This is a genomic window from Nocardia aurantia (assembly GCF_009604425.1).
GTDB classification, from domain to species: domain Bacteria; phylum Actinomycetota; class Actinomycetes; order Mycobacteriales; family Mycobacteriaceae; genus Nocardia; species Nocardia aurantia.
Window position 1 is genome coordinate 701,326 of the sequence record NZ_WEGI01000001.1, and the last position, 24,717, is coordinate 726,042.

Sequence of the window (24,717 nt, forward strand, 5' to 3'; positions counted from 1 at the left end):
TCGACGACTCCGGAGTAATTCATGACCAGTTTCGAATATCAGTCCGGCCCCATGACCCAGCTGGCCGGTGATCTCAACAAGTTCCACACGGATCTGCACACCTTCGGTGGCGACGTTTCCGATATGGGGAACGTCCTGGCCGCCGCCTGGGAGGGCAACGAGGGCCACGCGGACTTCCAGGCCGTCCACCAGCAGTGGGACGGCGCCTACCACGACGGGCTCGTCGCCCTGCAGAAGGTGGCCGCGGCCGTGGAGAACGCACTGCACCGCGCGCTGAGCACCGATCACTCGGTCGGCCAGGGCTTCAGCTCGCTCTGATCCCGGCGAATCGGCCGGATCAGCGGACGATGCCATTCGATCGTGCACCCCGCCCGGAGCGATATCCGGTCGGGGTGTACGGCTGTGTACAGGTGCCGATCGACGCACCACCGGACAGACAGATGAGGGAGGACCCGTGCCGGCCCAGCTGAGCACCCGCGCCCAGGTCAACGGATATCGCTTCCTGCTGCGCCGCCTGGACCACGCCATGGTCCGCCGCGATATCCGGATGCTGCACGATCCGATGCGGTCACAGATGCGTTCGCTGATCGTCGGCGCCGTGCTCGCGGTGCTGCTGGTGGCCGGGTGCTCGATTCTGGCGTTCATCCGTCCGCAGGGCACGATCGGCGACAAGGCGAAGATCGTGATGGGCAAGGACAGCGGCGCCCTGTACATCGTCGACCGCGACCAGAACGACGCGAGCCGGATGACGTTGCATCCGGTGCTGAATCTCGCCTCGGCGCGGCTGATCACCGGCAGCAACGAGACCCCGAAATCGGTGAAGGACGCCAAGCTGAACACCGTGCCGCGCGGGCCTCTGCAGGGCATCCCCGGCGCGCCCGCCGCGTTGCTCGGATCCACCCAGGGGGACCATTCGAATTGGACTCTCTGCGACACCGCGCGCGCCGGCGGGGCGAGTGGCGTGAAAACCACTGCCGTCGTGGGCAAACTCGATCTGAGCTCCCGGATCCGGGCGGCGGATCGCGATGCCGCCCTGCTGGCGCGCAGTGGCGACCGGACGTACCTGCTCTACGACGGCAAACGCGCTCAGGTGGACACGCAGAATTCGGTGATGGCCCGGACCCTGAACCTTTCGGCGCAGCCGCCGCGGCCGATCTCGCTGGGCCTGCTCGGCGCCGCCGCGGAGGTGCCGATGCTGACGCCGCCGGTCGTCCCGCACGCCGACGAACCCGGGCCGGGCCGGTTGAGCAATATGCGAGTGGGCGCCGTCATCCGGGTCGGCGGCACGGCCGAGGCGAACAAGTCGGACCTGTACGTCGTGCTCGACGACGGGGTGCAGAACATCTCGCCGTTCACCGCGCAGGTGCTCCGCAATGCCGACTCGCACGGCATGAGCGATATCCCGCAGCTGCCACCGGATGTGCTCGACGGTATGCGAATCGCCAAGGGGGACTTGCCCGTCGACGACTTCCCGGCCGAGACGCCGAAGATCGTGCGGGTCGAGGACGCCCCGGTCACCTGCATGGCCTGGTCGAAGGATCCGGGCACCGCGCCGGGCCGCAAGGACGCGGCCGAGGGTCCGTCGGATCGCGCCGGCGTCACGCTGCTCGCCGGAACGCGGCTGCCGCTGCCGGATTCGGCCACGCCGATGGATCTGGCCTCCGGCAACGGCGGCGGCAGTCGCGCCGACAGCGTGTACGTGCCGCCCGCCACCGGCGAGTTCATCCAGGCCACGGGTACCGAGGCGGGCAGTGTGCGCCGCGACGGCCTGTACTACGTGTCCGACAACGGGATTCGCTACGGCGTCCCGGACATCGCGACCGCCGACGTGCTCGGGCTGGGCCGGACACCGCGCCTGGCGCCATGGGCGATCGTGAGCCAGTTGGTCCCGGGCCCGATGCTGGACAAGCAGAGCGCGCTCGTCACGCGCGACGTGCTGCTGTACGACAAGCACTGAGCGGATCGGCTTTCCGCCGGAAGTGACTGCGGGACAGCATCTCCGGATGCCGTCCCGCAGTGGTGCCGCCAGGTGCGCGTTGTGTCAGCGCTTGCCCGCGAGATACCGCTGTTCGGTGGGTGTGGTCACCAGTTGTGCGGTGGCGCTGGCCGACGGGGTGATCACCGTGATCAGGTTGGTCGGGTTGCGGTGCTGCAGGATGGTGACGTCGGCGTTGGGCTGCCACTGCGGCGAAACTCCGGGGTACAGCGTGAGAATCGTCGCGGAGCCGGGCGGGGCGGCGGCGGTGACGCCGTCGAAGACCACCAGGGTGGCGGCGGGCAACGGCAGCCGCCCACCGGGAACGGTGTTGTGCCGCAGGCTCTGCGTGACGGAGGAGGCCAGCGACAGCGCGTGCTGGTTGCCGACGCCGGCGATCATCGCCTGCCAGGCGCCGGGCCGATTGGTGTACACGACCGCGGCCGCGCCGAGCGCGATGGCCCGCAGGATCACCTGCTGCGCGAGCATCAAACTGCCGACGATGTCGATGCGGCGCGAACCGGAACCGATGAGCGGCACCGCGATTCCGCGGCCGGACTCGTCGGCGCCGATGAGCTGCCCGCAGCCCGAGGTGGGGACCGCGAAGCCCTCCAGCGCCTCCAGCGGCCCGCGATAACCGGTTTCGCTCGCCGGTCGCACGCCGAGCGGCAGACTGTCCAGCAGAGCCCAGGACTGGCGCCGCGGCAGTTCGCGCAGGCCCTCGATCGGCGGCTGATCCGGCACGCTCGGCAGGTCGTAGCGCACCCGCGCATCCACTTCCAGTGTGCGGCGGGCACTGTCGCCGGGCGTTCGCTCGGCCGGCCGCAGCCGCACCGCCACGGTGGTCGCCAGGCTGGGTACCGCCCACACTCGAGCGAGGCCGCGGGCGTTGATCAGTTCGCTGTCGATGCGGTAGTTCACCAGGTGAACGCCATTGAACTCCAGCGACTTCGCGGTCTCCGTGTATTCCTCGACAGGGACGCCTCGTGTCAATTCCCGCAGCGCGCTGGTCATCTCGCTTGCGGTGAGCACCGAGGCGGTGATGCCGCGGGCCGCGAGCCGGTTGGCGACGCGGCGGGTGGCGGCGGTGGCGGTGCGCAGCGCGCCGTCGGATCCGCCACCGCGGTTGCCCACGGCCTTCGCGTTGGCCAGCGGGTTCAGCCGCAGCACCACCCAGACGGTCCGGTGCGCGATGGCCGGTAGCGGGCCGAGGATCTCGTCGTACATCCGGGCCAGCGGCACCACGGTGGCCGCGTAACCGGACAGCACGGCGTCGTTGCTGGCCGTGCGGGTTCCGGTGCTGACGACGTCGATGGAGTCCAGCTCGATGTCGAATTGCAGCAGGCAGTTCGCGATTTCGGTGAGTGGCAGCACCTGGTCGGTGCTCAGCGAGCCGCGGCGCAGCATGGTGAGGGTGTCCGGCGGCGGATCGATCCGTAGCATGGTGGTGAGAGTGGTTCCGTCCCACTGCAATCCGTAGCTGCCGCCTTCGGGGAGGGCCGCGTCGACCAGGGTCGGTTCCTCGGCGTCGTCGTGCCGCATCTGCCGCCAGCGGAAGGCGGTCCAGCGGCCCAGCCGCCGGCCGATCAGCAGGCCCAGCACGGCCGGTACGGCGGCGGCCGCCGCCACTGCCCACCAGGGGAGGTGCAGGGCCACGGTCACCAGGGAGGCGGCGATCGCCACCAGTGCGACCGGAATGATCAGGCGCAGTGGCAGATAGCGGAACAGCCAGGGATCGTCGGAAGACAGCGTCGCCTCGGATGCGGCGGCGTGCCGGGCCGGGGGCGCGGTCGTGGAAGAAGTCACGATGGTGTTGTCCTGCCGGATCGGTCGGGCTCAGGCGAGGCCGAGCGAGGAGAGCACGTTGTCGAGCGCGGTCGTCATGTCCGGCGCCTCGATACGCATGAGCACGGACGCGTCCGCGGCGCTCAGGTCCAGGGAATCGTCGTTGGCGAGCCGGAATTCGCGTTCCTCCTCGGCCGCCTCGATCAGGTTGCGGATGAAGCGGCCGTTGCCCGCGAGATCGACCCCGCGGCGCGGCTGCCCGCTCTGATCGGTGCTCTCCAAGTGGTAGAGCCGATCGCAGGCCGCCACCAACTGCTCCAGCGCGCCCTCGGCCAGCTCCGAATCACGGCTGCGCGCGATCACTTCGCCGATGCGGCCCAGTTCCTCGGCGGTGTAGGACGGGAACTGCAGCCGTTTCGCGAAGCGGGACGCCAGGCCGTCGTTGGCCGCGAGCAGCCGGTCGATCTCGCCGTCGTAGCCGGCGATGATGACGACCAGCCGGTCGCGGTCGTTCTCCATCCGGGCCAGGATGGTGTCCACGGCCTCGCGGCCGAACGCGTCGCCGCCGGAAAGACCCTGCTGGATCAGGGTGTACGCCTCATCGATGAACAGCACGCCGTCGAGAGCGGAGTCGATCAGCTTGTCGCTCTTGATGGCGGTGGAGCCCAGATGCTCGCCGACGAAATCGGAGCGTTTGGCCTCGATCACCTTGTCGGTCTTGATGATTCCCAGGCCGCAGTAGATCTTCGCGACCACCCGCGCGATGGTGGTCTTCCCCGTTCCGGGTGGCCCGGTGAACGCCAGATGCTGGCCGCGGGCCGCGCTGGCCAGGCCCTTCTCGGCGCGGATCTTCGCCAGTTGCGCACTCGATTGCAGCTTGGCCACCTGCGTTTTCACCGCGGTGAGACCGATCTGCCGGTCCAGTTCGGCGCGGGCCTCGGCGAGGATCTTCTTCGCCCGGTCCTGCGCGTCGGCCTGCTCCTTCTCCTGCAATGAGGGCGCCGACGCCGGATCCCAGCGGTCGGCGCGGGCGTCGATGACCTCCTTGCCGGTGATGGTGATCCGGTAGGTGCGGTCCCGCATGGCCTCGGCGTTCTCGGCGAAATCCGGTGCCTGCGAATACACCTGCTCGAACAGGGCCTGGGCCGCGTCGGCCTGGCCGGTCTCGCGCAGGCACAGGCCGCGGCAGAACATGGCCGCGGTGCGCGCGGCCGGGATGGGCCCGCTCTCGGCCTGTTCCATCCGCCGGATCGCCTCGCCGAACAGGCCGAGCTGCGCGCAGGCGGTGCCGACCATGACGTGCGCGCCGGCGGCGAGGTACGGATCGTCCCACTGCGCGGATCCGGCCAGCACGGTCATCACGTCCGGCCAGCGCTGGGTGGTGTAGTGCAGTACGCCGCGCACGTAACCGGCTATGCGATCGTCGATCTCGCGTTCCGGATCGTCGGCGCGTTCGCGGCGGAGCGCGGCGAGTTCGTCGAGAACCCGCTCGGCCTCGTCGAAGTCGCGGGCGGAAATCAATTGGGCCGCATAGGCGAGCCAGATCTCGGTGAAACTCGCGAGCGGATAGTCGATGTAGAGTCCGGGCAGGAACCGGCCCGCGAGAACCCGTGGGGCCAAACCCAATCGCCGTTGTTCCCGATGCAAACTGACGGTACTCGTCTTGTGCAGGTTGTGGAGAACATCCCGGGTGACCTCGCCGGCGGCGGCGCGGCCGAGCCATGCGTCGCACATCGTCGGATCCCATTCCGTCGCACGCGTAAAAGCGAGCTTCGCGTACTCGAGATCGCGGGTCGATTCCTGTCCGTCGATGCTCAATCCCAGGGACAGCACGCCGGCATCGAAAGCGCGCTGTGCCTGGCGAATGTCGGTCATGTCCGCGGAACCCCGAATTCGGCTGTTCTGCTTACAGTTTGCCCCATGATTCCCACCCCGGATCGTACCGTCGCGCCGAAACCGGCTCTCCGATACATTATGGACGACGGCCCCTCGTGGGCAACCGAGACTTCACAGGAGCAGATCGACACGTGACAGCACAGTCGATCGGTGGCCGCGCTGCCGCCGAACCCGAATTGTGCCGAGTGTCCGTCATCGGGGGGGATACCCAGCTCGACGTCGGGCTTCCGGCTACCGTGCCCGTGGCCGCCTTCATCGGCGACCTCGTGGCATTGATCGAATCGCGCAATCCACGATTGCCCGATCAGGAGGACGGGGGAGTACCGTCGCGTCCACAGCACTGGACGCTGGCACGGTTGGGGCGCAACATGATCGCGCCCAGTCAGACGCTCGGCGAGGCCGACGTCCACGACGGGGAACTGCTGGTGCTGCGGCCGGTGGCGGCGAAGGAATCGCCGGCGCTGTTCGACGATGTCATCGATGCGGTGGCGCGGCTGACGGCCGAGGAGTTCCGCGGCTGGTCCGCCGGCGCCGCGCGCTGGACCGGCCTGGTCGCGGCGCTGGTCGCGATGCTGGCCGTCCTGGGCCTGGCCGCCGCCTCGCGGGCCACCGGCGACCGCTGGATGGTGCCCGCGCTGCTCACCGGATTCGCTGTCGCCGCACTGGTTTCCGCGGTGATCGTGGCCCGGCGCTACGGTGACGAGCTGACCGCGACCATCCTGACCGCGTGCATGTCGCTGTCGATCTTCGGCGGTGCGGCACTGTTCGTCCCGGGGGCGCTGGGGAGTCCGCACCTGTTGCTCGGTTCGGCGGCCGCACTGCTGCTGGCGGTGGTCGGCTACCGGCTGATCGGGACCGGGCCCTCGGTGATCGCCGCCGTCGTCACGCTGACGGCGTGCAGCGGTATCGCCGCGGCGGTGTCGATGGTGTGGGATCCGGGGCTGCCGAAGATCGCCGCCGGCCTGCTCGTCGGTGCGCTGCTGCTGATTTCGCTGGTGCCGCGGATGGCGGCGGGCCTGGCCCGGCTGCCGGTGCCGCCCGTGCCCACCGCGGGTGGCGCCATCGACCCGGCCGATCACGAGCCGCGGCCCACGATCGAGGGCATCGGCGCGATCGGCGCCACCGTGCTGCCGTCGGCGGCCGGACTCGGGCAACGGGCCCGCATCGCCAACCATTTCCAGACCGGCATGCTGTTCGGCTGCACCGTGTCGGCCGGGCTCGGTGCGCTGGGCTCGGTGGGCCGGTTCGGCGCGAGTCATTGGCAGGGTGCGGCGCTGGCCGTCGTCACCGCGATCGTGCTGTGCCTGCGCGGCCGCGCCTTCGCCGATCTGGCCCAGGCGTGCGTGCTGATCTCCGGTGGTGCGCTGGTGTTCGTCGCGCTGGCAGTGCGACTGGCCGTGCTGGATTCGCGGCTGGTCCCGGTCTCGGCCGGGCTGCTGTTGCTGTTCGCGGTGGCCGCGATCGGATTCGGTGTCGTCGGACCGCATATCGAGGTCTCGCCGGTGGTCCGCCGATTCGACGAGATCGTGGAGTACCTGCTCATCGTGGCGGTGGTACCGCTGGTGCTGTGGGTCATGGATGTCTACACGGTGGCCCGGAACCTATGAGGTGGCGGGCCGCGTGGACGTGTGTGCCGATCCTCGTCACGCTGGCCGCAACGCTGTCGGCCGGGCCGTCGCCCGCCGATGCGGCGCCCGTGCGGACCGTGGCGCCGCCGGCGATCGATCCGGGCGCGCTGGGCGCCGCGCAGGCGCTCAGCGGCCGGCCGGGTCCGCCGGATCCGACCGAGCCGGAACGGTTGTGCGCCAAGCCTTTTCTGCAAGGCGCGGTGCCCAGGGATCCGGTGGTCGCGCAGCGGGCACTCGGTCTGCCCGCGGCCTGGCAGTTCAGCCGGGGGGCCGGGGTGAAGGTGGCGGTCATCGATACCGGCGTCACCCCGCACCCGCGGCTGCCGCCGGTCCAGGCCGGGGGCGACTACGTGCAGGCGGGCGGGGACGGCCTGTTCGACTGTGACGGTCACGGCACCTTCGTGGCGGGCATCATCGCCGCCCGGCCGAGTCCCGACGACGCTTTCGCCGGGGTGGCTCCGGACGCCGACATCCTCAGCATCCGGCAGTCCAGCACCGCGTTCCAGGCGAAGAACCGCGGCGGCAACGGCCAGCCGGGCAATGTCGACGACGACGGCTACGGCAATGTGCTGACCATGGCCGCGGCCGTGGTGCGCGCGGTGGATCTGGGCGCGAAGGTGATCAACATCTCTCAGGTGGCGTGCACGCCCGCGGGTTCCGATACCGCCGACGCGGCGCTCGGGGCCGCGGTGAAGTACGCCTACGACAGCGGCGCCGTCGTGGTCGCGGCGGCCGGCAACGCCGGTGGCGAGGGTCGCTGCAAGGAGCAGAACGCGATCGGCGGCTGGGAGGGGGTGACCACGGTCGCCAGTCCGGCCTGGTTCAGCCCGTACGTGCTATCGGTCGGGTCGATGGCGCCGGACGGCAGCCCGTCGTCGTTCACCCTGCACGGACCGTGGGTGAGCGTCGCCGCCGTCGGGGAAGGCGTTGTCTCGCTGGACAATCAGCCCGGCGCCGACGGGCTGGTCAACGCACTGCCGGATGCCGAGAACCAGCCACAGCTGTACGCGGGGACGAGTTTCGCCGCGCCGTACGTCTCCGGGCTGGCCGCGCTGATCCGCGCGCGCTTCCCGGACCTGAGCGCACAACAGGTGATGGACCGGATCACGCGTACCGCACACGCGCCCGGTCCGGGGCGGGACGACCGGGTCGGCGCCGGGCTGATCGATCCACTGGCCGCGCTCACCGCGCAGCTGCCGGATCGGCCGCCCAGCGCGGGGGTCGACCAGGCGCACGCCGTCGCGCCGCCGACGCAGCCGGCGGGCCCGCCCGCACTGCCGCGGCGCGTCGCCACGATCGGCACGATCGCGTGCCTGGCCGCGCTCGGAATCGGTCTGCTGATCGCGATTCCGTACCGGCGCAAGCGAAGTGGCGACGAGCTACCAGATTTCGATTCGTAGTACCGGGGAGGGACAGTTTTCATGGCAACCGAGGGTTTCGTGCGTCGTCCGCGCATCGCGCCGCCGCGCGCGCCGGGCGGCGAGGTCGGATTGACGCCGCCGCCGGAGATTCCGCGGCCGGTCGCCGGCCCGCTGCTGACGAAACTCATGCCGGTCGTCATGGTCGTCGCCGTGGTCGGCATGATGGCGATGTTCGTCATGATGGGCCGCAGTCTGCTGTCCAACCCGATGATGATGATGTTCCCGATGATGATGCTCATGTCGATGGTGGGCATGATGGCCGGGTACGGCAAGGGCGGCAAGAGCGCGTCGGAACTCGACGAGGAACGCAAGGACTACTTCCGCTACCTGGACCAGATCCGCCGGGACGTCCGGCGCACCGGGGTCAAGCAGCTGGAGATGCTGGTCTGGAGCCATGCCGAGCCGGCCGATCTGCAGGGCCTCGTCGGCACCCGGCGGATGTGGGAGCGCCGGCCCAACGATCCCGATTTCGGGCATGTGCGCGTCGGGGTCGGCAGTCATCGGCTGGCCACCAAGCTGGCGCGGCCGGAGACGGGTCCGCTGGAGGATCTGGAGCCGGTGTCGACGGTGGCGCTGCGCCGGTTCGTCCGGACGCATTCCGTCGTGCACCAGCTGCCGACTGCGGTCTCGCTGCGCGCGTTCCCGGCCATCAACATCGGCGGCCCGGCCGCGGACGCGCAGATGCTGGTGCGCTCGATGTTGATGGAACTCACCGCGTTCCACGGCCCCGACCACGTCGCCGTCGCCGTGGTCTGCGCCGATCCCGACTCGCCGACCTGGTCGTGGGCGAAATGGCTGCCGCACCTGCAGCACGCCGGTCACCGCGACGGCATGGGCTCGGCCCGGATGATGTACCAGTCGCTGGCCGAACTCGAGACCGCGCTCGCCGACGAACTGCTGGAACGTGGCCGGTTCATGCGCAATCCGCAACCGACCCAGGGCCGGATCCACGTGGTGGTCGTCATCGACGACGGCTACGTCAGCGGTAACGAGCGGCTGATCAGCGAATCCGGGCTCGACTCGGTGACCGTGCTGGATCTCACCGCGCCGGAGACCGGGCTGGCCGCGCGGCGCGGCCTGCAACTGGTCGCCGCCGGTGGCGACGTATTCGCCAAAAGCGCTGCGGGAGTAGAGAAGTTCGCGACCGCCGATCCGGTGACCGTCGCCGAGGCCGAGGCATACGCCCGCGCGCTGGCCCGGTACCGGATCGCCACCGCCGCCCAGATCGTCAGCCTCGGCGACAACAACACCACGACCGATCCGGGATTGATGGCGCTGCTGAAGATTCCGGACGCGGCGGGTATCGATCCCGCGAAGGTGTGGCGGCCGCGGGTCGGCCGGGAGCGGTTGCGGGTGCCGATCGGGGTCACCCCGGACGGCGCGCCGGTCGAGATCGACATCAAGGAGTCCGCGGAGTTCGGCATGGGCCCGCACGGGCTGTGCATCGGCGCCACCGGCTCGGGTAAGTCGGAATTCCTTCGTACGCTGGTACTTTCGCTGGTCACCACGCATTCACCGGATCAGCTGAACCTGGTGCTGGTCGACTTCAAGGGTGGCGCGACCTTCCTCGGCCTGGACCCGCTGCCACATGTCGCGGCGGTGATCACCAACCTCGAGGAGGAGATCACCCTCGTCGATCGCATGGGTGACGCGCTGCGCGGCGAGATGAACCGGCGCCAGGAATTGCTGCGCGTGTCCGGGCAGTTCGCGAACGTCACCGATTACGAGAAGGCCCGCGCGGCCGGGATGCCGCTGGATCCGCTGCCCGCGTTGTTCGTGATCGTCGACGAGTTCTCCGAACTGCTCTCGCAGAAACCGGATTTCGCGGATCTGTTCGTGATGATCGGCCGGCTCGGCCGCTCGCTGCACGTCCATCTGCTGCTGGCCTCACAGCGGCTGGAGGAGAACCGGATGCGCGGGCTGGACTCGCACCTGTCCTATCGCATCGGTCTGCGGACCTTCTCCGCCAACGAATCCCGGGCCGTGCTCGGCATCACCGACGCCTACCACCTGCCCGCCGTGCCGGGATCCGGATATCTCAAGAGCGACGCGTCGGATCCGTTGCGGTTCAACGCGACCTACGTCTCGGGACCGTACGTGGCGCCCCGGGCGGTGGGCCGGGCCGGCGGGCAGGCGGTCGTCGAGGCGCCGCCGCGGCTGTTCACCGCGGCGCCGGTGGAGATGCCGGCCACCCCCGCACTGCCACGACTCGATCCGCTGGACCTGCCACCCGCCCCGGCCGACGAGGGCATCCCGGACACCCTGCTGCAGGTGGTGGTCGGCCGGTTGGTCGGGCACGGCCGGCCGGCGCACGAGGTGTGGCTGCCGCCGCTGGACGATTCGCCCACGGTGGACATGCTGCTGCCGGACCCGGATTGGCGTTCGCCGGTCAACCGGCACGGCCAGCTGTGGATGCCGATCGGCATCATCGACAAGCCGTACGAGCAGAAACGCGACGTGCTGACCATCAACCTGGCCGGCGCGCAGGGCCATGTCGCGATCGTCGGCGGCCCGCAGTCCGGCAAGACGACCGCGGTCCGCACCATCATCACCGCCGCCGCCGCGACGCACAGCCCCGAACAGGTGCAGTTCTACTGCATCGACTTCGGCAGCGGCGCACTGTCGAGCCTCAGCGGCCTGCCGCATGTGGGATCGGTGGCCCGGGCCAACGACCCCGACCGGATCCGCCGCACCATCGCCGAGATGACGACGTTGATGAAGCAGCGGCAGGAGCGGTTCAGCCGGTGGGGGATCGAGTCGATCACCGACTTCCGCAACCGCCGCTACGCCGCGCTGGTCGCCGGCGGCGGCCGGATCCCGGCCGACGATCCGATGGCCGAGGACCGGTTCGGTGACGTCTTCCTGGTCATCGACGGCTGGGCGACCATCCGCGAGGAGTACGACGCGCTCGAACCGCAGGTGAACGCGCTGGCCGGTGGCGGTCTGTCGCTCGGTATCCACGTGATCCTGGTGGCCCGGCGCTGGGGCGAGATCCGGCCGGTGATCAAGGATCAGATCGGCACCAAGATCGAATTGCGCCTCGGTGACCCGTCGGACTCCGAGATGGATCGGCGCACCTCCGCACTGGTTCCGGTGGGCCGGCCCGGCCGCGGCCTGACCCCGCAGAAGCTGCACATGCTGATCGCCCTGCCGCGACTGGATTCGGATATGGAGCTGGCCACCCTGGCCGAGGGCGCCGCGGCCTCGAAACAGGCTCTGGTGGAACTGTATCCGGGCCTGCGCGCACCGGAAGTGCGGATGCTGCCGCACAAGGCCGAGCGCGAGCACGTGGTCGCGCTGGCCCGGGCGCACGGGTACGACCTGTCCCCGACCAGGATCGCCGTCGGCCTCGGCGAAGCCGAATTGCAGCCGCTGGTGCTCGATTTCGGCGCCGACCCGCACTTCATGGCCTTCACCGACCGCGAGTGCGGCAAGACGACGCTGTTGCGCAACATCGCGATGGGCGTCGTCGAGAACTCGACCCCGGACCAGGCCCGCATCATCCTGATCGACTACCGGCGCACCATGCTCGGCGTGGTACCCGAGGAATACCTCGCCGGCTATTCGACCGGATCGCAGACCTGCGGCAACATGATTCGCGAGATCTGCGTCTACCTGTCGCGCCGGACGCCCGGATCCGACATCACGCCACAGCAATTGCGGGAACGCAGCTGGTGGTCGGGTCCCGAGATCTACATCATCGTGGACGACTACGACATGGTGGTCACCGCCGGGGGCGGCCTCAATCCCCTTGCGCCACTGGTGGAATACCTGCCCCAGGCGCGTGACATCGGCCTGCACTTCGTCCTCACCCGCGGGATCGGCGGCGTCTCCCGGGCGTTGTTCGATCCGGTCGTCGGCGGCATGAAGAACCTGAGCGTCGACACACTGATCGGTAGCGGTCCCCGCGACGAGGGCAAGATCATCGGCGATGTCCGGCCCGAGAAACTGCCGCCCGGCCGCGGCATCCTGGTCTCCCGGACCAAGGGGCACGAGATGGTGCAGATCGCCTATCTGCCCCCGCTGTAACCATTCTCGGTGCCGGGAATCCGGCGCCCGGGGTGCGAATATCGGCCACGGTAGGTGAGAGGAACCGTCCGTGGCCGATTTTCCGATGGAGCTGGTGGAGCCGGTGCTCGGCCCGCGGCCCGACGGCCATCCGGGTGCGATGCGGCAACTCGCCGACGCGCACGCGGCGACGGCGGAGCGGAGCCGGGCGCTGGCGCAGGGATACCGGAACTCCGCCGCGTCGACCCGAGCCTCGCTCGGTGGTGACACGGGTGCGCGGGTGGCCGCGTACCAGGAGCGGATCGCGGCTGCCCTGGACGGCCACGCGGACTACTCCGACAGCCTCGCGCAGCAGCTCTACCAAGGCGCCAACACGGTCGAGGAAGGCCAGTTCACCTGGGCGGGAATGGGTGTCGTCCTGGTCGCGCAGCTTGCCGCCGATGCGATGATGCTCCAGGCCGGGGCGGTGAAGGCCGTCGAGGACCGGGCCGCGGCGCGGGTCGGCTGGCGGCGTTTCCTCGGCGGCAGGCTCGCCGGACTGGCTGCCTCCGGCCGCACTTTCATGGTGAGCCGGGCCGGGATGCTGACGACGGCGGGGGTGCTCGGCGCCGCGGCCGGTGCGGTGGTCCCGGTGCTGGCGGAGGAGCGTCAGATCCGGGCGGGGCATCGGGAGCACCTCGACGGGCAGACCGTCGTGACCGGCCTGCTCAGCGGTCTCGCCGGTGGTCTCGGCGGCGCCGCGGTCGCGTCGGCCGCCGGTCCCATGGTGCAGCGGTGGCTGGGCCGCGTGGTCCGTGACTCGCGCCTCTCGACAGTGCTCGGAACCCTGGCGCTCGGCGCGGCGGGGGGTGCCGGCGGTGCGGTTCCGGGTGTGCTGGCGGCGAGCCTCACCACAGCCGCGTACACCGGGAAGTTCAGCCTGTCCGGGCGCGAGCTGACGAACAACCTGACGATCGGCATCGTCGGCGGCATGGTCGGCGGGGTCACCGGGATGGTGCACGCGGCGCGGGCCGCGCACCCGACATTCGTGGATTCGGCTGCTGTGCACCCTGTTCCGTCGCTGCGGGGCCATCTCGGACCGCCGATCGGTGATCGGCCGGAGATCGCCGCACCGGGCCGCATCGCGGCGGGCGCCGCCACCCGGCCGACGAGTGCCCTCGGCGACCCCGCGGTCCCGGCGGCCGGGGTCGTGGGCGCAGCCGCGCCGCCCGCGACGACCGGTGGTGGACGGGGTGCGATGCGGCCCGCGGTCACCGTGCGTGGCGACGGCAGAGATGTCCTGATGATCGGCTCGCCGGATGCGCGGGCAACGACAGCCGCCGCCGATCCGGTCGGGACAGCGGATCCGGTTGTGGGGCGGGCACCAGCCTCGACGGAGGAATCGGTCGTGACGTCGGATCCGGTTGTGGGGCGGGCATCGGCTTCGGCAGAGGAGCCGGTCGTGACGTCGGACCCGGCCGTGCCGACGGCGTCTGCGGATACCGAGAAGCGCACTGTGGCAGCGGATCCGACGACAGCGGAGGCTCGGGCGGCCGAGTCGGCGGCTCCCGAACTCACCGAGAACCGGATCGCCGAGCATATGGCCGATCGCGGTACCGTCACCGTGCCGTTCGATCCGGCGGCGGCCGCGCGGCGCGAGGCCGGGAACTGGGGAGCGGCCGTCACCGAGAGTCATCGGCCGGTCGTCTTCGATGCGTCCCGGGTCCTGGGGGCGAGCGGGGTGTCCGCCGTCCCGGCCGAGCGGGTGCCTGTTCTGGTCGGCGCGCACCCGGCACCGGAAGTACCTGCGGTGCACACGGCACCGGAAGTTACTCCGGTGCATACGGTTTCGGAAGTACCGGGAAACGCCGGACGCGTCGGCGGGACAGTCGATCCGGGATCCACCGTCGCGAATCCGCCCGGCATCCACGGGAGTTCACCCGATTCGCCCGTCATGTCGGGGGATGGCGGCGGGCGCGGCCGGCCGCCGCGGTCCGCTGGCGGTGGGCGCGATCCCGAAACCGGTGGCTGGAGTTTGGGATCGGACGGCGCGGTGCCGGGCTCCGGCCGGTCCGGCCACGGGTACGACATGGCGACACCGCGCTCCGGTGGGCCGGGGACCTCGGGTGGGCACGACCTCGGACCGGCCGGCCGATCGGGCGGTGACGATGCCGGTGGGCGCAGGCTTCCTCACGACGACAACGAATTCCGGGTGGACGGCCGGGACGGGGACACCGTGGACCCCGCCGCGATGTCCGGCTCCCATTCTTCGGCAACGGAATCCACGCCGTCGCAGCGGGTACGAGTGCGGCGATCGCGGCCACCGGATCTCGATGCCGGGCCGACCGGCCCCGGATTGTCGGCCTGGGACCGGAAGGCACCGCACATGGTGCCGTTCAATTACGCTCGCCTGGACGAGAATCGGGCGGCGACCCTCATGGCGCGGGCCGGCTATTCGGTGGAGCAGGTGCCGCGGCGTAGCTCCGGGGGCCGGGAGAACATCTCGTTCCGCATCGATGGGGAGCCGTTCGGCTTCCTGCGACCGGAGACATCGAGTATGGCCAATATCGTCCAACGGCTCGAGCGCCTCGGCGGCCGGGTCGTGGTGAGCCTCCGCGAGAGCCCTTTCAGCGCAACCGATCTCGCCACCTACATGTCCTACGCACAGCCCGAGAACATCTCGGAGCTGATCGTCGTGGGCGAGGAGCACGGCGTGGAGTACGCCCGCCCGCTCTACAGCCGCGGCACCGTGCCCACGGCCGCGAACGTGCCCGACGTGTTCGCGAGGTTACGGCACGCACAGGGCGAGGCCGTTCGAATGCCGACGCGCGCAGCGGGTTACACCTGGGGTGACGTTCGCCGGCTGCTTCCCGACGAGGCCCAGCCGGAGCGGTTCTCCCGGCCGGAGCCGAATCCGGACGGGTTCGGGCCCTCCGGTATCGGGCCGGTGCAGTCCTCGGGCCACGACGCGTTGTTGCGGAGCATGATGGGTGTTCGATCCGAGCCCGCGTTCATCAGCGGCGAGTCCGTCACGGCGCTGGTCCTGCACGAGCGCAGCTACTACGCCCCGGGTGAGGTAGCCGAGCTGTCGACGATCGACTATCGCGGTGAGATGACAAGCGGCGCGCGGATATTCGACATCGACGGGCATCTGGTCACCTATCTGGGTACCGACCGGCTCGGCAACGAACGGCTCCTCACCGCCGACGGGCACGAGGCGACGGTGGCGGAACTGACCGGCGCGCTTCCGGATTCGACGACCGGAACGTCGGCGGTGGTCCTGCACGACGGGCGGTGGGTGACCGGGCTCGGGACTCCGCGGACATTCCACGATGGCAGAATCCTGACGGGAACCGAGTCCCACGCCGAACCGGCGCCCCTACTGAGCGGAAACGAGTTGTACGAGGACGTGAGTCGCGACTACACCGTGCCGTTCGATCCGGACCTGATCCATCGTGGCGCGGCCCAGGGGCACGACATGTGGCGGTTCGATCTGCCGCTGGACGCCGACGGCCGCGCCCCGGAGGTCTGGGTGCCGACGACGGACCAGGATTGGATCGCCGCGAACGGCACCGATCGCGTGGAACTGGTCGGCACCGACTACTGGCAACTGCCGGCCGACGCGCAGCGCAACTGCCAACTCTCGGTCGAGGTCGCGGTGGACGTCGCGTCGCGCCTGCGGGACGGCGGCCACGACCTCGCCGAACCCCAGGTCCGCGAAACGATCGCGGACGAGGTCCACCTGCGCTGGCTGAATCGCAAGTTTCGGACCGCGCGGCCGGACCAGCTCGAGCCGTACCGTGGCATGGTGCCGGGTGAGGGGCTCAGCGAGGCCGAGCGGGACAAGGACCGGGTCTACGCGGATATCGCGATCGCGTTGCTGACCGGGTCATTCCGTGCGGGATGACACGCACGACACGGTCAGCCCGGCATCGCGGGTGGTGATCAGGATGCGTTGCGGGATTCTCGGCGGTTCGGTGGTGCGTGCCCATGCGTCGGCGCGGCGCTCGAACAGGGCCGCCGACGGGACGAGGGCCGCCGATTCGGTGGGGCCGGGCATCGCCGATGCCGCGATCCGGACCAGGCGGAAACCGGCGCGGCGATAGTAGTCGTGCAGGGCGGTGTTGGCCGTCCAGGCGTCGAGGCGGACCCAGGTGCGGTGGCGGGCGCGGGCCAGGGCCGCCGCGTGGGCCAGCAGGTTCGCACCCACCGCGCGGCCGGCGCAGCGCAGGTCCACGATCATGTAGTGGACGACGACGGCCTCGGCCAGCTCGGCGGGCGACCACAGGCCCGCGTCGGCGCGGTCGTTGACGGTGACGGTGCCCACCGGTTCGCCGCCGGCCTCCGCGATCCAGGACTCGCCACGGCGCAGCGAATGGCCGACCGCGGCCGCGAAAACCTCGATCGACAGGCCACCCGCCTGCCGGGTCCACTGATCCGAACCGCGGGCCGCAAGCCAGGAGGCCCGTTGGAGTCGAAGTCGACAGATGGTGCCGAGATCGGCCGGACGCCCCTGGCGAATGCGGATGTTCATGGTGAACCGGGTACCAGAGAAATGCCGAAATAGTGTGAATTGCCCGGCGGCTGCGGCGTGCCGAGGGCGTTCCGGATGAGATCGATGCCGGCGTCGTCGCCGAGCTCGTAGGCCAGGCGGTTGCGGTTCGCGGTCGAGCGGTGCCGCGACACCCGGGTGATGCGGGTGGGGTTGGCGCCGATGCGCAGATGATCCAGCAGGATCGTGCCGGTGCCGACGGCCAGGACGGTGGCCTCCTCGGCGGTGGCCGGGCGAGCGACGAGCGTGTCCCGGTGCGCGGTCTCGGCGTGCCCGCACGCGGCGAGGCGGCGGGTGGTTCCCTCCGGGATGTCGTGCGGCGAGTCGATGCCGGTGTGCTCGGCCAGATCCCGCGGGTAGAAGCTCACCTCCCAGGACCAGGGCTCGTTGTCCAGGTACTGCACCACAGTTCGGGCGACCACCCACGAATCCTTCGGTACCGCCAGCCAATTCGCGACGTCGGGGCCGGCCGGCTCCATCCGGGCGCTGAACTGCTTGGACGGCTCGCGGCCCGCGGCCCGCGCGATCTCCGAGAAGATGTCGTTGCCGTCCTTCGGGCGATCCGGGCGAATGTGATGAGTGACAACGGATTCCAGCACTTCCTGGCTACGGACGATGGTGCCGCGGGAAGTGGCTGTGTACAGCAGGTTTTCGGCGACAAGGACCTGAATCGCGTTGCGTACGGTCGTTATCGATACCTGCATCCGCTCGGCCAGCTCGGTGTGGCTGGGAAGGCGGTCACCGGGCCCCCACCTGCCGTCGCGGATCTCGTCCCGCAGGACACCGGCGATGCGCAGGTACCTCGGACCGTCCACCATCTGACCCCCTGCATCTCCGTGGAGGACGTGCTTGCTCGAGGACTCGGAGTCTACTCCGTCGAGATGGTGGGCGTGTGACCCTTGACACACGGGTTTCGCAGTTTATTGTAATGAACTGTCCTGAACGAGGGTTGTAACGGCGAAGACGGCGAGGCAACGTGGCAGGTTCGGAGACGTATCAAACGGTTGTGGCACTGCCCACCGCATCTTACGGCGGCGTGGCGGTGCAAACTCTCACCAACGGCTTGGTGCCCAGCTCCGATCTACTACTGCGCGCCTGCCGTGGCCATCGCGTCATCGGTGGCCCTCTGCTCTGGTTCGCCCGCGACCTCGCGGTGCTGCACGAGCGCCGCCTCGGCGGCACCGGTGACAACGCGCCCGACCTGGAGCCCGCGGCGATCATCGAGATCGAGCGTCGTCGCATGGAGCTCGTCATGGCGATCGACGACTGGGTGCTGCGTGCCGTGCCGCAGCATCGGCTGGGCGCCACCCTGCACACCGAGACCATTGGATCGGTGATCGATCGCCTCGGCGAAGCGTCCGTGCGCGCCCATCATGCGCTGATGACGCTCGACGCCGACAACGAGGTCCTGCACGGCGCGTGGCATCGCCTCGCCGAACTGGCCGACGGTTACGACGACCTGCTGCGCGACGTGATGGCCGGCCGCCGCCGGCTGCCGACCTGGTAGTGGCGGCGACCGGCCCGGCAGGTCACGCGGCCCGCGCGCCGATCAGCCAGCAGGCGGTGGGGTAGCGCACCCGGTCGCCGTGCACGAAGTGTTCGAGTGCGGCACGCACGGCGCTCACCACCCGATCCCGGGTCGGCTCGTCGACGTCCCGCACGGCATTGCCGACCACGCCCATCCGGGAGATGTACCAGTTCAGGTCGGCCTCGGGCATGCTGCACTCGACATCGATCGGCCGGAGGTCGACATCCGTCCAGCCGCTGCCGGTCAGGATCGAGGTGACCCGGTCCCGGTCCGCGAGGGCGAACCGGCCCGGGGCGCTCGGATCGGGCAGTCGCAGATCCGGCAGCAGTGCCGCGGCGGTGCGCTCCGGGGTCGTCATGAAGGGGTTCTCGTCCGGGCCGCGCCACACGACGCACCGCAGCGCGGCGCCCGCGGCGGCCGACCCGCGCAGGTTGGCGAACGCTGCCTCCGGCTGTGCGAAGAACATCACCCCGAACCGGGAGACGACGGTATCGAACGACTCGGGCGCGAACGGGTGCGACTGAGCGTCGGCGCACAGGAATTCCACCGTGACACCGGCCTGTTCGGCGCGGGCGCGAGCGCCGGCGATCATCGGTTCGGAGATGTCGACACCCGTGCAGTGGCCCGAGTCGCCGAGCCGGCGCGCGATCGCCACGGTCGTGGCGGCGGTTCCGCAGCCGACGTCCAGGACCCGGTGTCCGGACGTGGCCGCGACCTCGTCCACCAGCAGGTCCTGGAACGGCCGCAATGCCCCGTCGACCACGTCCCGCGCCGCGACCCACGCCGCCCCCGCAGGCCCGTTCCACAACGTGGCCTGCGCATTCTCGGTCCGATTCGTCGTATCCATGTCTGCTCCTGGCTGTCCGGGGTGAACGATGGTTCCACCGTGCCAGTTGAAGTCGACTTAAAGTCAAGGCATGACGGCTGACCACGCGGACAGCGGGACCGGGCCACTGGATATCGCCGAGGTGGCCCGCCGAACCGGCGTTCCCGCATCGACATTGCGGTTCTACGAGCAGAAGGGCCTGATCGCCTCGATCGGACGGCGCGGGCAGCGAAGGCTTTTCGAGACGGCGGTGCTGCAACGGCTGGCGCTGATCGCGATCGGGCGCGGCGGCGGCTTCTCCCTCGACGAGATCCGCCGCCTGCTCGAGCCGGCCGGCACCGCGGTGATCGATCGCGACATGCTGCGGGCCAAGGCCGAGGAACTCGACCGCACCATCGGCACTCTCGTCACGATGCGCGACGAGCTACGGCACGCCGCCGACTGCCCGGCGGCCACTCATCTCGAATGCCCCACCTTCCAGCGGGTACTGCGCGAGGTCATGACCGGTGCGACCGATGCGAGCACCGTCCTCGCGGGCGGGCGATCCGGCCGGGCCGGGCGCCCGGCCGGACAGGGTTCTCGCTGACCCGCCGGCGAGTTCAGTACTGTAGGAAGCGGCGGTGATCGGTGGCGAAATCGTCGGCGACCGTGGCGGACAGCTCCACCAGTGCGCGTTTGGTGTCCTTGTTCAGCCGAGCCAGGTCGATCTCCGCGCCTTCGGACAGATGCGAATCGAACGGGATGACGTGGACCGCGCGGCAGCGGGACAGGAAGTACTCCCGCAGCTGCTGAATTCCCACGTTCGGCGAACCGGGCCGCGGCAGATTGATCACCACGACGGCATTGCGCACCAGATGGTCGTGCCCGTGCAACGACAACCAGTCCAGCGTGGCCGCGGCGCTGCGCGCACCGTCGATCGCCGAGGAGGAGATCAGCACGAGCGAATGCGCCAGATCCAGCACACCGGCCATCGCCGAATGCATCAGGCCGGTGCCGCAGTCGGTCAGGATGATGTTGTAGAACCGCTGCAGGATCCGGGCCACCTGCCGGTACTCCTCGTCGCTGAACGACTCGGAGGCGGCCGGATCCCGTTCGCTGGCAAGAACTTCCAGCCGGCTGGTGCTCTGCGAGGTGTGCCGCCGCACATCGGAGTAGGAGCCGATCGACGGGTCCAGCAGCAGGTCGCGCACCGTAGAGCGAGTCTGCAGGACCACCCGCTGCGACAGCGTGCCGAAGTCGGGGTTGGCGTCGACGGCGATCACCCGGTCGCCCCGGATGGACGCGAAGATCGAGCCGATGCCCATCGTGGTGGTGGTCTTGCCGACTCCGCCCTTCAACGACAGCACCGCGATGCGGTAATCACCGCGCACCGGTTGCCTGATGCGCGCGACCAGCTCCTGTAGCCGTCGTTCCTCCGCGGACATGCCGGGATTGATGGCGCCGCCGGACATGTGGTGCACCGCCCGGCGCCACCCCGAATTCGGCGCCTTGCTGCGGGCACGCCGGACCGGCACATCGTCCAGCGACTGGATACCGCCCGGTGGGGGGTATTGCTGTCCCGGGTAATTCGGTGTGCCCCATTGTTGTTGCGGCGGCGCACCGGAGGGTTGTGGCGGCGCGCCGGAGGGTTGTTGTGGCGGCGCGCCGGAGGTCTGCCATTGCCCACCCGGTCCGCCGGGCTGCCCGTAGGGTGCCGCGTTGCCGTCGGGTGCGCCGGGTGGTTGCCCGGACTGCGGCGCCGTACTGTAACCCGTTGCCGCGCCGCCATTTTCGTATTCTTCGGGCGCTCGGCCGGGCGCGGTGCCGAACCGGGACGGCGACGTCTCGGTGGACGGCGGCGAGGTGAATCGAGACGTGACCTCGAACTGCGGATCGCCGGTGCCCGGCGCGAGCGCGTGCGGCGGCAGGCTGCGGGCCTCGTCGGCAGGATCGCTCGGGATCCGGTGCCGCCCGCCGGTCGACGGCGGGCCGACCGCCCAGGGCGCGTTCGCCGGTTCGGCGGTACCCGGATTGCCACCGGCGAGCGGGTCGCCGTCGGGACCGACCGGGGAGGACTCGCCGGTGAACGACGCCGCACCCGGTCGGTTGCCGCCGATCGGCGCCCCATCGGGTGAGAGCCGGGCCGGTGCGCCGGCGTCGGGCGGGGGAGCGGAGTAGTCGAACCCGGCCGCGCCCGGTCGGCCCTGCGCGGCAGGGTTTCCGCCGGTGGGTGCCGGGGTGCCGGACCATGGGGCGTTCGATGCCGGTGGGTTGGCGAAGTTGGTGCCGGGTCCCGGCTTCAAACCGAAAGTTGCTGCCGCGGAGAGGGTCTCATCGGCCGACTGCTGGACCGGCCGAGCCTCGGGGTTGGCTTGCCGCGCCCGGTCGTCATCGAAGGTTCCCGCCGCGGCGGGATTCACGCCGGGCGGCACATTGCCGTAAGGCGGCCGCTGGGTTTCCGCGGGCGGTGTGCCCGGCGCGCCGTTGCCGGTGGTTGCCACCGGCGGGAGCGCCTCCTGCGGGATGCCCGTCGGAGGATTCGGCCTCGCCGAGCCGGTCCTGAAACCGAAAGTGGCTGCCGCGGAGGGGTTCTCGCCGACAACATCGCGGCTGCCGGTCGGCGGCCGAATGGCGGAGCCTGGACCGGTGCCGTCGGCAGGTGTTGTCGCGGCAGGGCTCTCGCCGGTCGGTCGGGGGCTGCCCACCGGTGGCCGACCAGGCTGCGGTTCTACGGAAGCGGCTGCTCCGGAAGTCTTGTCGCCGACGTTCCGGTCCGTATCGGTCTGTGGCGGCGCAGGAGTGTCGGACGCGGTCGCGGCAGGCAGATCGGCATCGGGTGGCGCGGGAAGTTCCGGGCGCTGCCCGATGCCGGGAGTCCCTGTGGCCGAAGGGTTTCCACCGACCGGTGCGGTACCTGACGCCGGAGAAACAAGATGCTGGGATCCGGTTGAGCTCGCGGGGGCCGGCGCGGGGCCGATTCCGGGCACGATCGACGGGTGACCGCCGGTGTGGCGGAGCGCGTCAGGCCCGGCCGACGGAAATCCGTTGCCGGGGTCGAGCGGATTCGGCCCCGGGCCGCCGGGGCGGCCGTGGTCCGGTGCGGGCGGGATAGTGAGGTCTTCGGCGCCGGGCCGGCCGGAGTTCCACTGTTCCGGGTTTTGCTCGGCCCGGTGTGCCGGGTCGGCATTTGAAGCAGTGGATTCGCCCGGCGGCAGCAAGCGTGGCGGTGCGGACTCGGAACGCTCCGGCAGTGGCGCCGTCGTGCCGATCGTCCGCGCGGCGTCACCCGGACCCGGTCGTTCCGGCAGCGGCGGCCGCGCCAACTGCGGGTCGGCCGGAAGTGGCGGCAGCTGGGGACGATTCGACGGTGGGTCGGCCGGAAGTGGCGGCAGCTGGGGACGATTCGATTGTGGGTCGGCCGGCGGTGACGGCAGCTGGGGACGATTCGACTGCGGATCGGCCGGCGGTGACAGCTGCTGAGGACGATTCGGCGGCGAGTCGGCGGGTGGCGGCGGCAGCTCGGGTCGGCCGGTGAAGCGCTCGGTCGGCTCTGCGGGAGCGAATTCGCTGCGCGCCTTCGATATCGCGTCGGAGAGTCCTTGCGTGCCGGGCTGCGTCGAACCGGGGAACGCCGGCGTTCCGGGCGGTCCCTGAGGTTCGGGGCCCGGGAATCCTTGTGATGTGCCCGGCGCGGACCCGGGAAGCCCCGGTGCTCCGGGGCCCGGTCCGGAGAAGCCTTGGGAGACATTCGATCCGGGGACGGGAGAGCCTTGGGAGCCAGCAGTTCCGGGACCGGGGAAGCCTTGGGGCGTGGGTGCGGGCCCTGGGCGCACTTGGGAGGCGCCCGGTCCGGGATCGGGTAACCCGTGCATGGTCGGGTCGGGCCAGGGAATGCCCTGGGGTGTGCCCGGTCCGGGGCCGGGGAACCCGTGTGGGGTCGGGCCGGGACTCGGAATGCCCTGGGGTGTGCCCTGCGCGGGATCGGGGAACCCGTGCGGGGTCGGGCCAGGACCAGAAATTCCTTGGGGCGCGCCCGGTCCGGGGCCGGGGAACCCGTGTGGCGTCGGGTCGGGCCCGGGAATGCCCTGGGTCGCACCCGGTCCGGGATCGGAGAACCCGTGCGGGGCTGGGCCGGGGCCAACAATTCCTTGGGGTGTGCCCGGTCCGGGGCCGGAGAATCCTTGCTGGGTCGGTCCTGGTCCCGGGAACCCCTCGGGGACGGCCGATCCGGAGTTGGAGAACTCGCGAGGTCCGGGTGCGGGGCTCTGGAATCCTTGGGGGATGTCCTGCCCAGGGCTGCGGAGCCCTTGCGGTGCGGCCGGTTCGGATCCGGAAAACCCCTGTGGGGCCGGGGGTCGCGTTCCGGGGTTCGGCACCGGCTCGTCGGGCCGCGCGTTCTCGGTGGTTGGCGGGAGCTTGTCCGGGTGCAAGCCGAGGGCATCCGGTGGGGGGAAACCCGTGGGTACGGGCCCGCCGGCCTGCGGAATCCCGGGATGATTGGTGGGCAGCTGGAATTCGCCACCGGTGCGCTGCGGCAACGGTGGTAGCTCGGCGGGCGGCATTTCCGGCCGGAAATTACCGTTCGGTTCCGGCTCGAATTGCGGTTGGCCCCAGGGCTGCTGCTCCGGAGCCTCCGGTTCGCCCTTGTCCTTACGACGGCCCCAGCCGCGCTTCTTCTCCCCTTCCGGCGCGGACCGATCGGGCTCGGACTTGCGACCGAACCGGCGGCGCGACGCGGGCTTGTCGGGGATGAGTTCCTCGTGCGGGAGGTTCTGGACCGGTGCCTCGTAGCCGCTCTCCGTGACGTCGTTCTCCGACAGCCACGGCGGCAACATGGGCAGACCGTCGTTGGGGCGACTCACGACCGGGCCTCACTGGCGTTCGCGGCGCCCGGTTCCGGTAACGCTGCGTCGCTCGATCGCTCGCTGCGCTCCTTCACCGGGTCCCCCTGGGATCTCCTTGCCTACACAAACCGACAGCCGTAGTTTACGCGAGCCGCCGCGAGGGCGACCGGTCGTATGCCCGACTCGCCGCGGCCCCGATCCTGCCACGACTCCCGTATTGCCCACCACGCGAGCCGCTTTGGGTAGCGACGCATTTGCGCGGGCCGGAACCGGTTGCGGGAAAGGCGCTGTGCGCC

General features: G+C 70.4%; 14 protein-coding genes. 8 read left to right on the forward strand and 6 right to left on the reverse strand.

The features are described from left to right. Positions 1–21 precede the first annotated feature (21 nt). Both NRB56_RS02850 and eccB read left to right on the forward strand, forming a co-directional pair. On the forward strand, positions 22–318 hold the full coding sequence (locus tag NRB56_RS02850) for a WXG100 family type VII secretion target (protein ID WP_153338856.1): 297 nt from the start codon (positions 22–24) through the stop codon (positions 316–318). A 136-nt stretch (positions 319–454) separates the two neighbouring features. Then, on the forward strand, positions 455–1,957 hold the full coding sequence (gene eccB, locus NRB56_RS02855) for a type VII secretion protein EccB (RefSeq protein ID WP_319942457.1): 1,503 nt from the start codon (positions 455–457) through the stop codon (positions 1,955–1,957). A gap of 84 nt (positions 1,958–2,041) precedes the next feature. Here the strand turns inward: eccB and eccE are convergent, their stop codons facing one another. Together eccE and eccA are read right to left on the reverse strand one after the other, a co-directional pair. Next, complete coding sequence (eccE, locus tag NRB56_RS02860; RefSeq protein ID WP_319942458.1) at positions 2,042–3,781, reverse strand: type VII secretion protein EccE; 1,740 nt, start codon at positions 3,779–3,781, stop codon at positions 2,042–2,044. Positions 3,782–3,811: 30 nt separating this feature from the next. Continuing rightward, positions 3,812–5,635 (reverse strand): type VII secretion AAA-ATPase EccA, encoded by a 1,824-nt coding sequence (gene eccA, locus NRB56_RS02865; RefSeq protein WP_153338858.1) that lies wholly within the window; start codon positions 5,633–5,635, stop codon positions 3,812–3,814. 152 nt (positions 5,636–5,787) lie between these two features. On the opposite strand from eccA, the gene eccD reads away from it, so the two are divergent. The 4 genes from eccD to NRB56_RS02885 all read left to right on the forward strand — a co-directional run bounded on the left by eccD (position 5,788) and on the right by NRB56_RS02885 (position 16,599). Continuing rightward, on the forward strand, positions 5,788–7,263 hold the full coding sequence (gene eccD, locus NRB56_RS02870; protein ID WP_319942459.1) for a type VII secretion integral membrane protein EccD: 1,476 nt from the start codon (positions 5,788–5,790) through the stop codon (positions 7,261–7,263). Beyond that, on the forward strand, positions 7,260–8,684 hold the full coding sequence (gene mycP, locus NRB56_RS02875; protein ID WP_153338859.1) for a type VII secretion-associated serine protease mycosin: 1,425 nt from the start codon (positions 7,260–7,262) through the stop codon (positions 8,682–8,684). Before eccD ends, mycP begins: the two co-directional genes overlap by 4 nt. Positions 8,685–8,705: 21 nt before the next feature. Beyond that, positions 8,706–12,734, forward strand: a complete 4,029-nt coding sequence (gene eccCa / locus NRB56_RS02880) for a type VII secretion protein EccCa (RefSeq protein WP_153338860.1) — start codon at positions 8,706–8,708, stop codon at positions 12,732–12,734. A gap of 70 nt (positions 12,735–12,804) precedes the next feature. Continuing rightward, complete coding sequence (locus tag NRB56_RS02885; RefSeq protein ID WP_153338861.1) at positions 12,805–16,599, forward strand: hypothetical protein; 3,795 nt, start codon at positions 12,805–12,807, stop codon at positions 16,597–16,599. On the opposite strand, the gene NRB56_RS02890 is transcribed toward NRB56_RS02885, so the two are convergent. Continuing rightward, positions 16,582–17,226, reverse strand: coding sequence for a GNAT family N-acetyltransferase (locus NRB56_RS02890; RefSeq protein WP_153338862.1), 645 nt, complete (start codon positions 17,224–17,226; stop codon positions 16,582–16,584). The two genes, NRB56_RS02885 and NRB56_RS02890, sit on opposite strands and share 18 nt — an antisense overlap. Continuing rightward, positions 17,223–18,062, reverse strand: coding sequence for a GntR family transcriptional regulator (locus NRB56_RS02895; protein WP_153338863.1), 840 nt, complete (start codon positions 18,060–18,062; stop codon positions 17,223–17,225). The genes NRB56_RS02890 and NRB56_RS02895 overlap by 4 nt, the downstream gene beginning before the upstream one ends. 188 nt (positions 18,063–18,250) lie before the next feature. On the opposite strand from NRB56_RS02895, the gene NRB56_RS02900 reads away from it, so the two are divergent. Continuing rightward, on the forward strand, positions 18,251–18,751 hold the full coding sequence (locus NRB56_RS02900; RefSeq protein ID WP_319942460.1) for a DUF4254 domain-containing protein: 501 nt from the start codon (positions 18,251–18,253) through the stop codon (positions 18,749–18,751). A gap of 22 nt (positions 18,752–18,773) precedes the next feature. Here NRB56_RS02900 and NRB56_RS02905 read toward each other — a convergent pair whose 3' ends face one another. Continuing rightward, the gene (locus NRB56_RS02905) at positions 18,774–19,619 is read right to left on the reverse strand and encodes a class I SAM-dependent methyltransferase (protein WP_153338864.1); all 846 of its coding nucleotides are present in this window, start codon (positions 19,617–19,619) and stop codon (positions 18,774–18,776) included. Positions 19,620–19,689: 70 nt separating this feature from the next. Here NRB56_RS02905 and NRB56_RS02910 point away from each other — a divergent pair, with 70 nt between their 5' ends. Then, entirely contained in the window at positions 19,690–20,184 is a 495-nt protein-coding gene (locus NRB56_RS02910; RefSeq protein ID WP_153338865.1) for a helix-turn-helix domain-containing protein, read from the forward strand. 13 nt (positions 20,185–20,197) lie between these two features. On the opposite strand, the gene NRB56_RS40005 is transcribed toward NRB56_RS02910, so the two are convergent. Then, on the reverse strand, positions 20,198–22,900 hold the full coding sequence (locus tag NRB56_RS40005; protein WP_319942461.1) for a nucleotide-binding protein: 2,703 nt from the start codon (positions 22,898–22,900) through the stop codon (positions 20,198–20,200). Positions 22,901–24,717 lie beyond the last annotated feature (1,817 nt).

Coding starts and splice junctions, on each gene's coding strand:
- NRB56_RS02850 (WP_153338856.1), top strand. CDS start 22: ATGACCAGTTTCGAATATCAGTCCGGCCCCATGACCCAGCTGGCCGGT.
- eccA (WP_153338858.1), bottom strand. CDS start 5,635: ATGACCGACATTCGCCAGGCACAGCGCGCTTTCGATGCCGGCGTGCTG.
- mycP (WP_153338859.1), top strand. CDS start 7,260: ATGAGGTGGCGGGCCGCGTGGACGTGTGTGCCGATCCTCGTCACGCTG.
- eccCa (WP_153338860.1), top strand. CDS start 8,706: ATGGCAACCGAGGGTTTCGTGCGTCGTCCGCGCATCGCGCCGCCGCGC.
- NRB56_RS02890 (WP_153338862.1), bottom strand. CDS start 17,226: ATGAACATCCGCATTCGCCAGGGGCGTCCGGCCGATCTCGGCACCATC.
- NRB56_RS02895 (WP_153338863.1), bottom strand. CDS start 18,062: ATGGTGGACGGTCCGAGGTACCTGCGCATCGCCGGTGTCCTGCGGGAC.
- NRB56_RS02905 (WP_153338864.1), bottom strand. CDS start 19,619: ATGGATACGACGAATCGGACCGAGAATGCGCAGGCCACGTTGTGGAAC.
- NRB56_RS02910 (WP_153338865.1), top strand. CDS start 19,690: ATGACGGCTGACCACGCGGACAGCGGGACCGGGCCACTGGATATCGCC.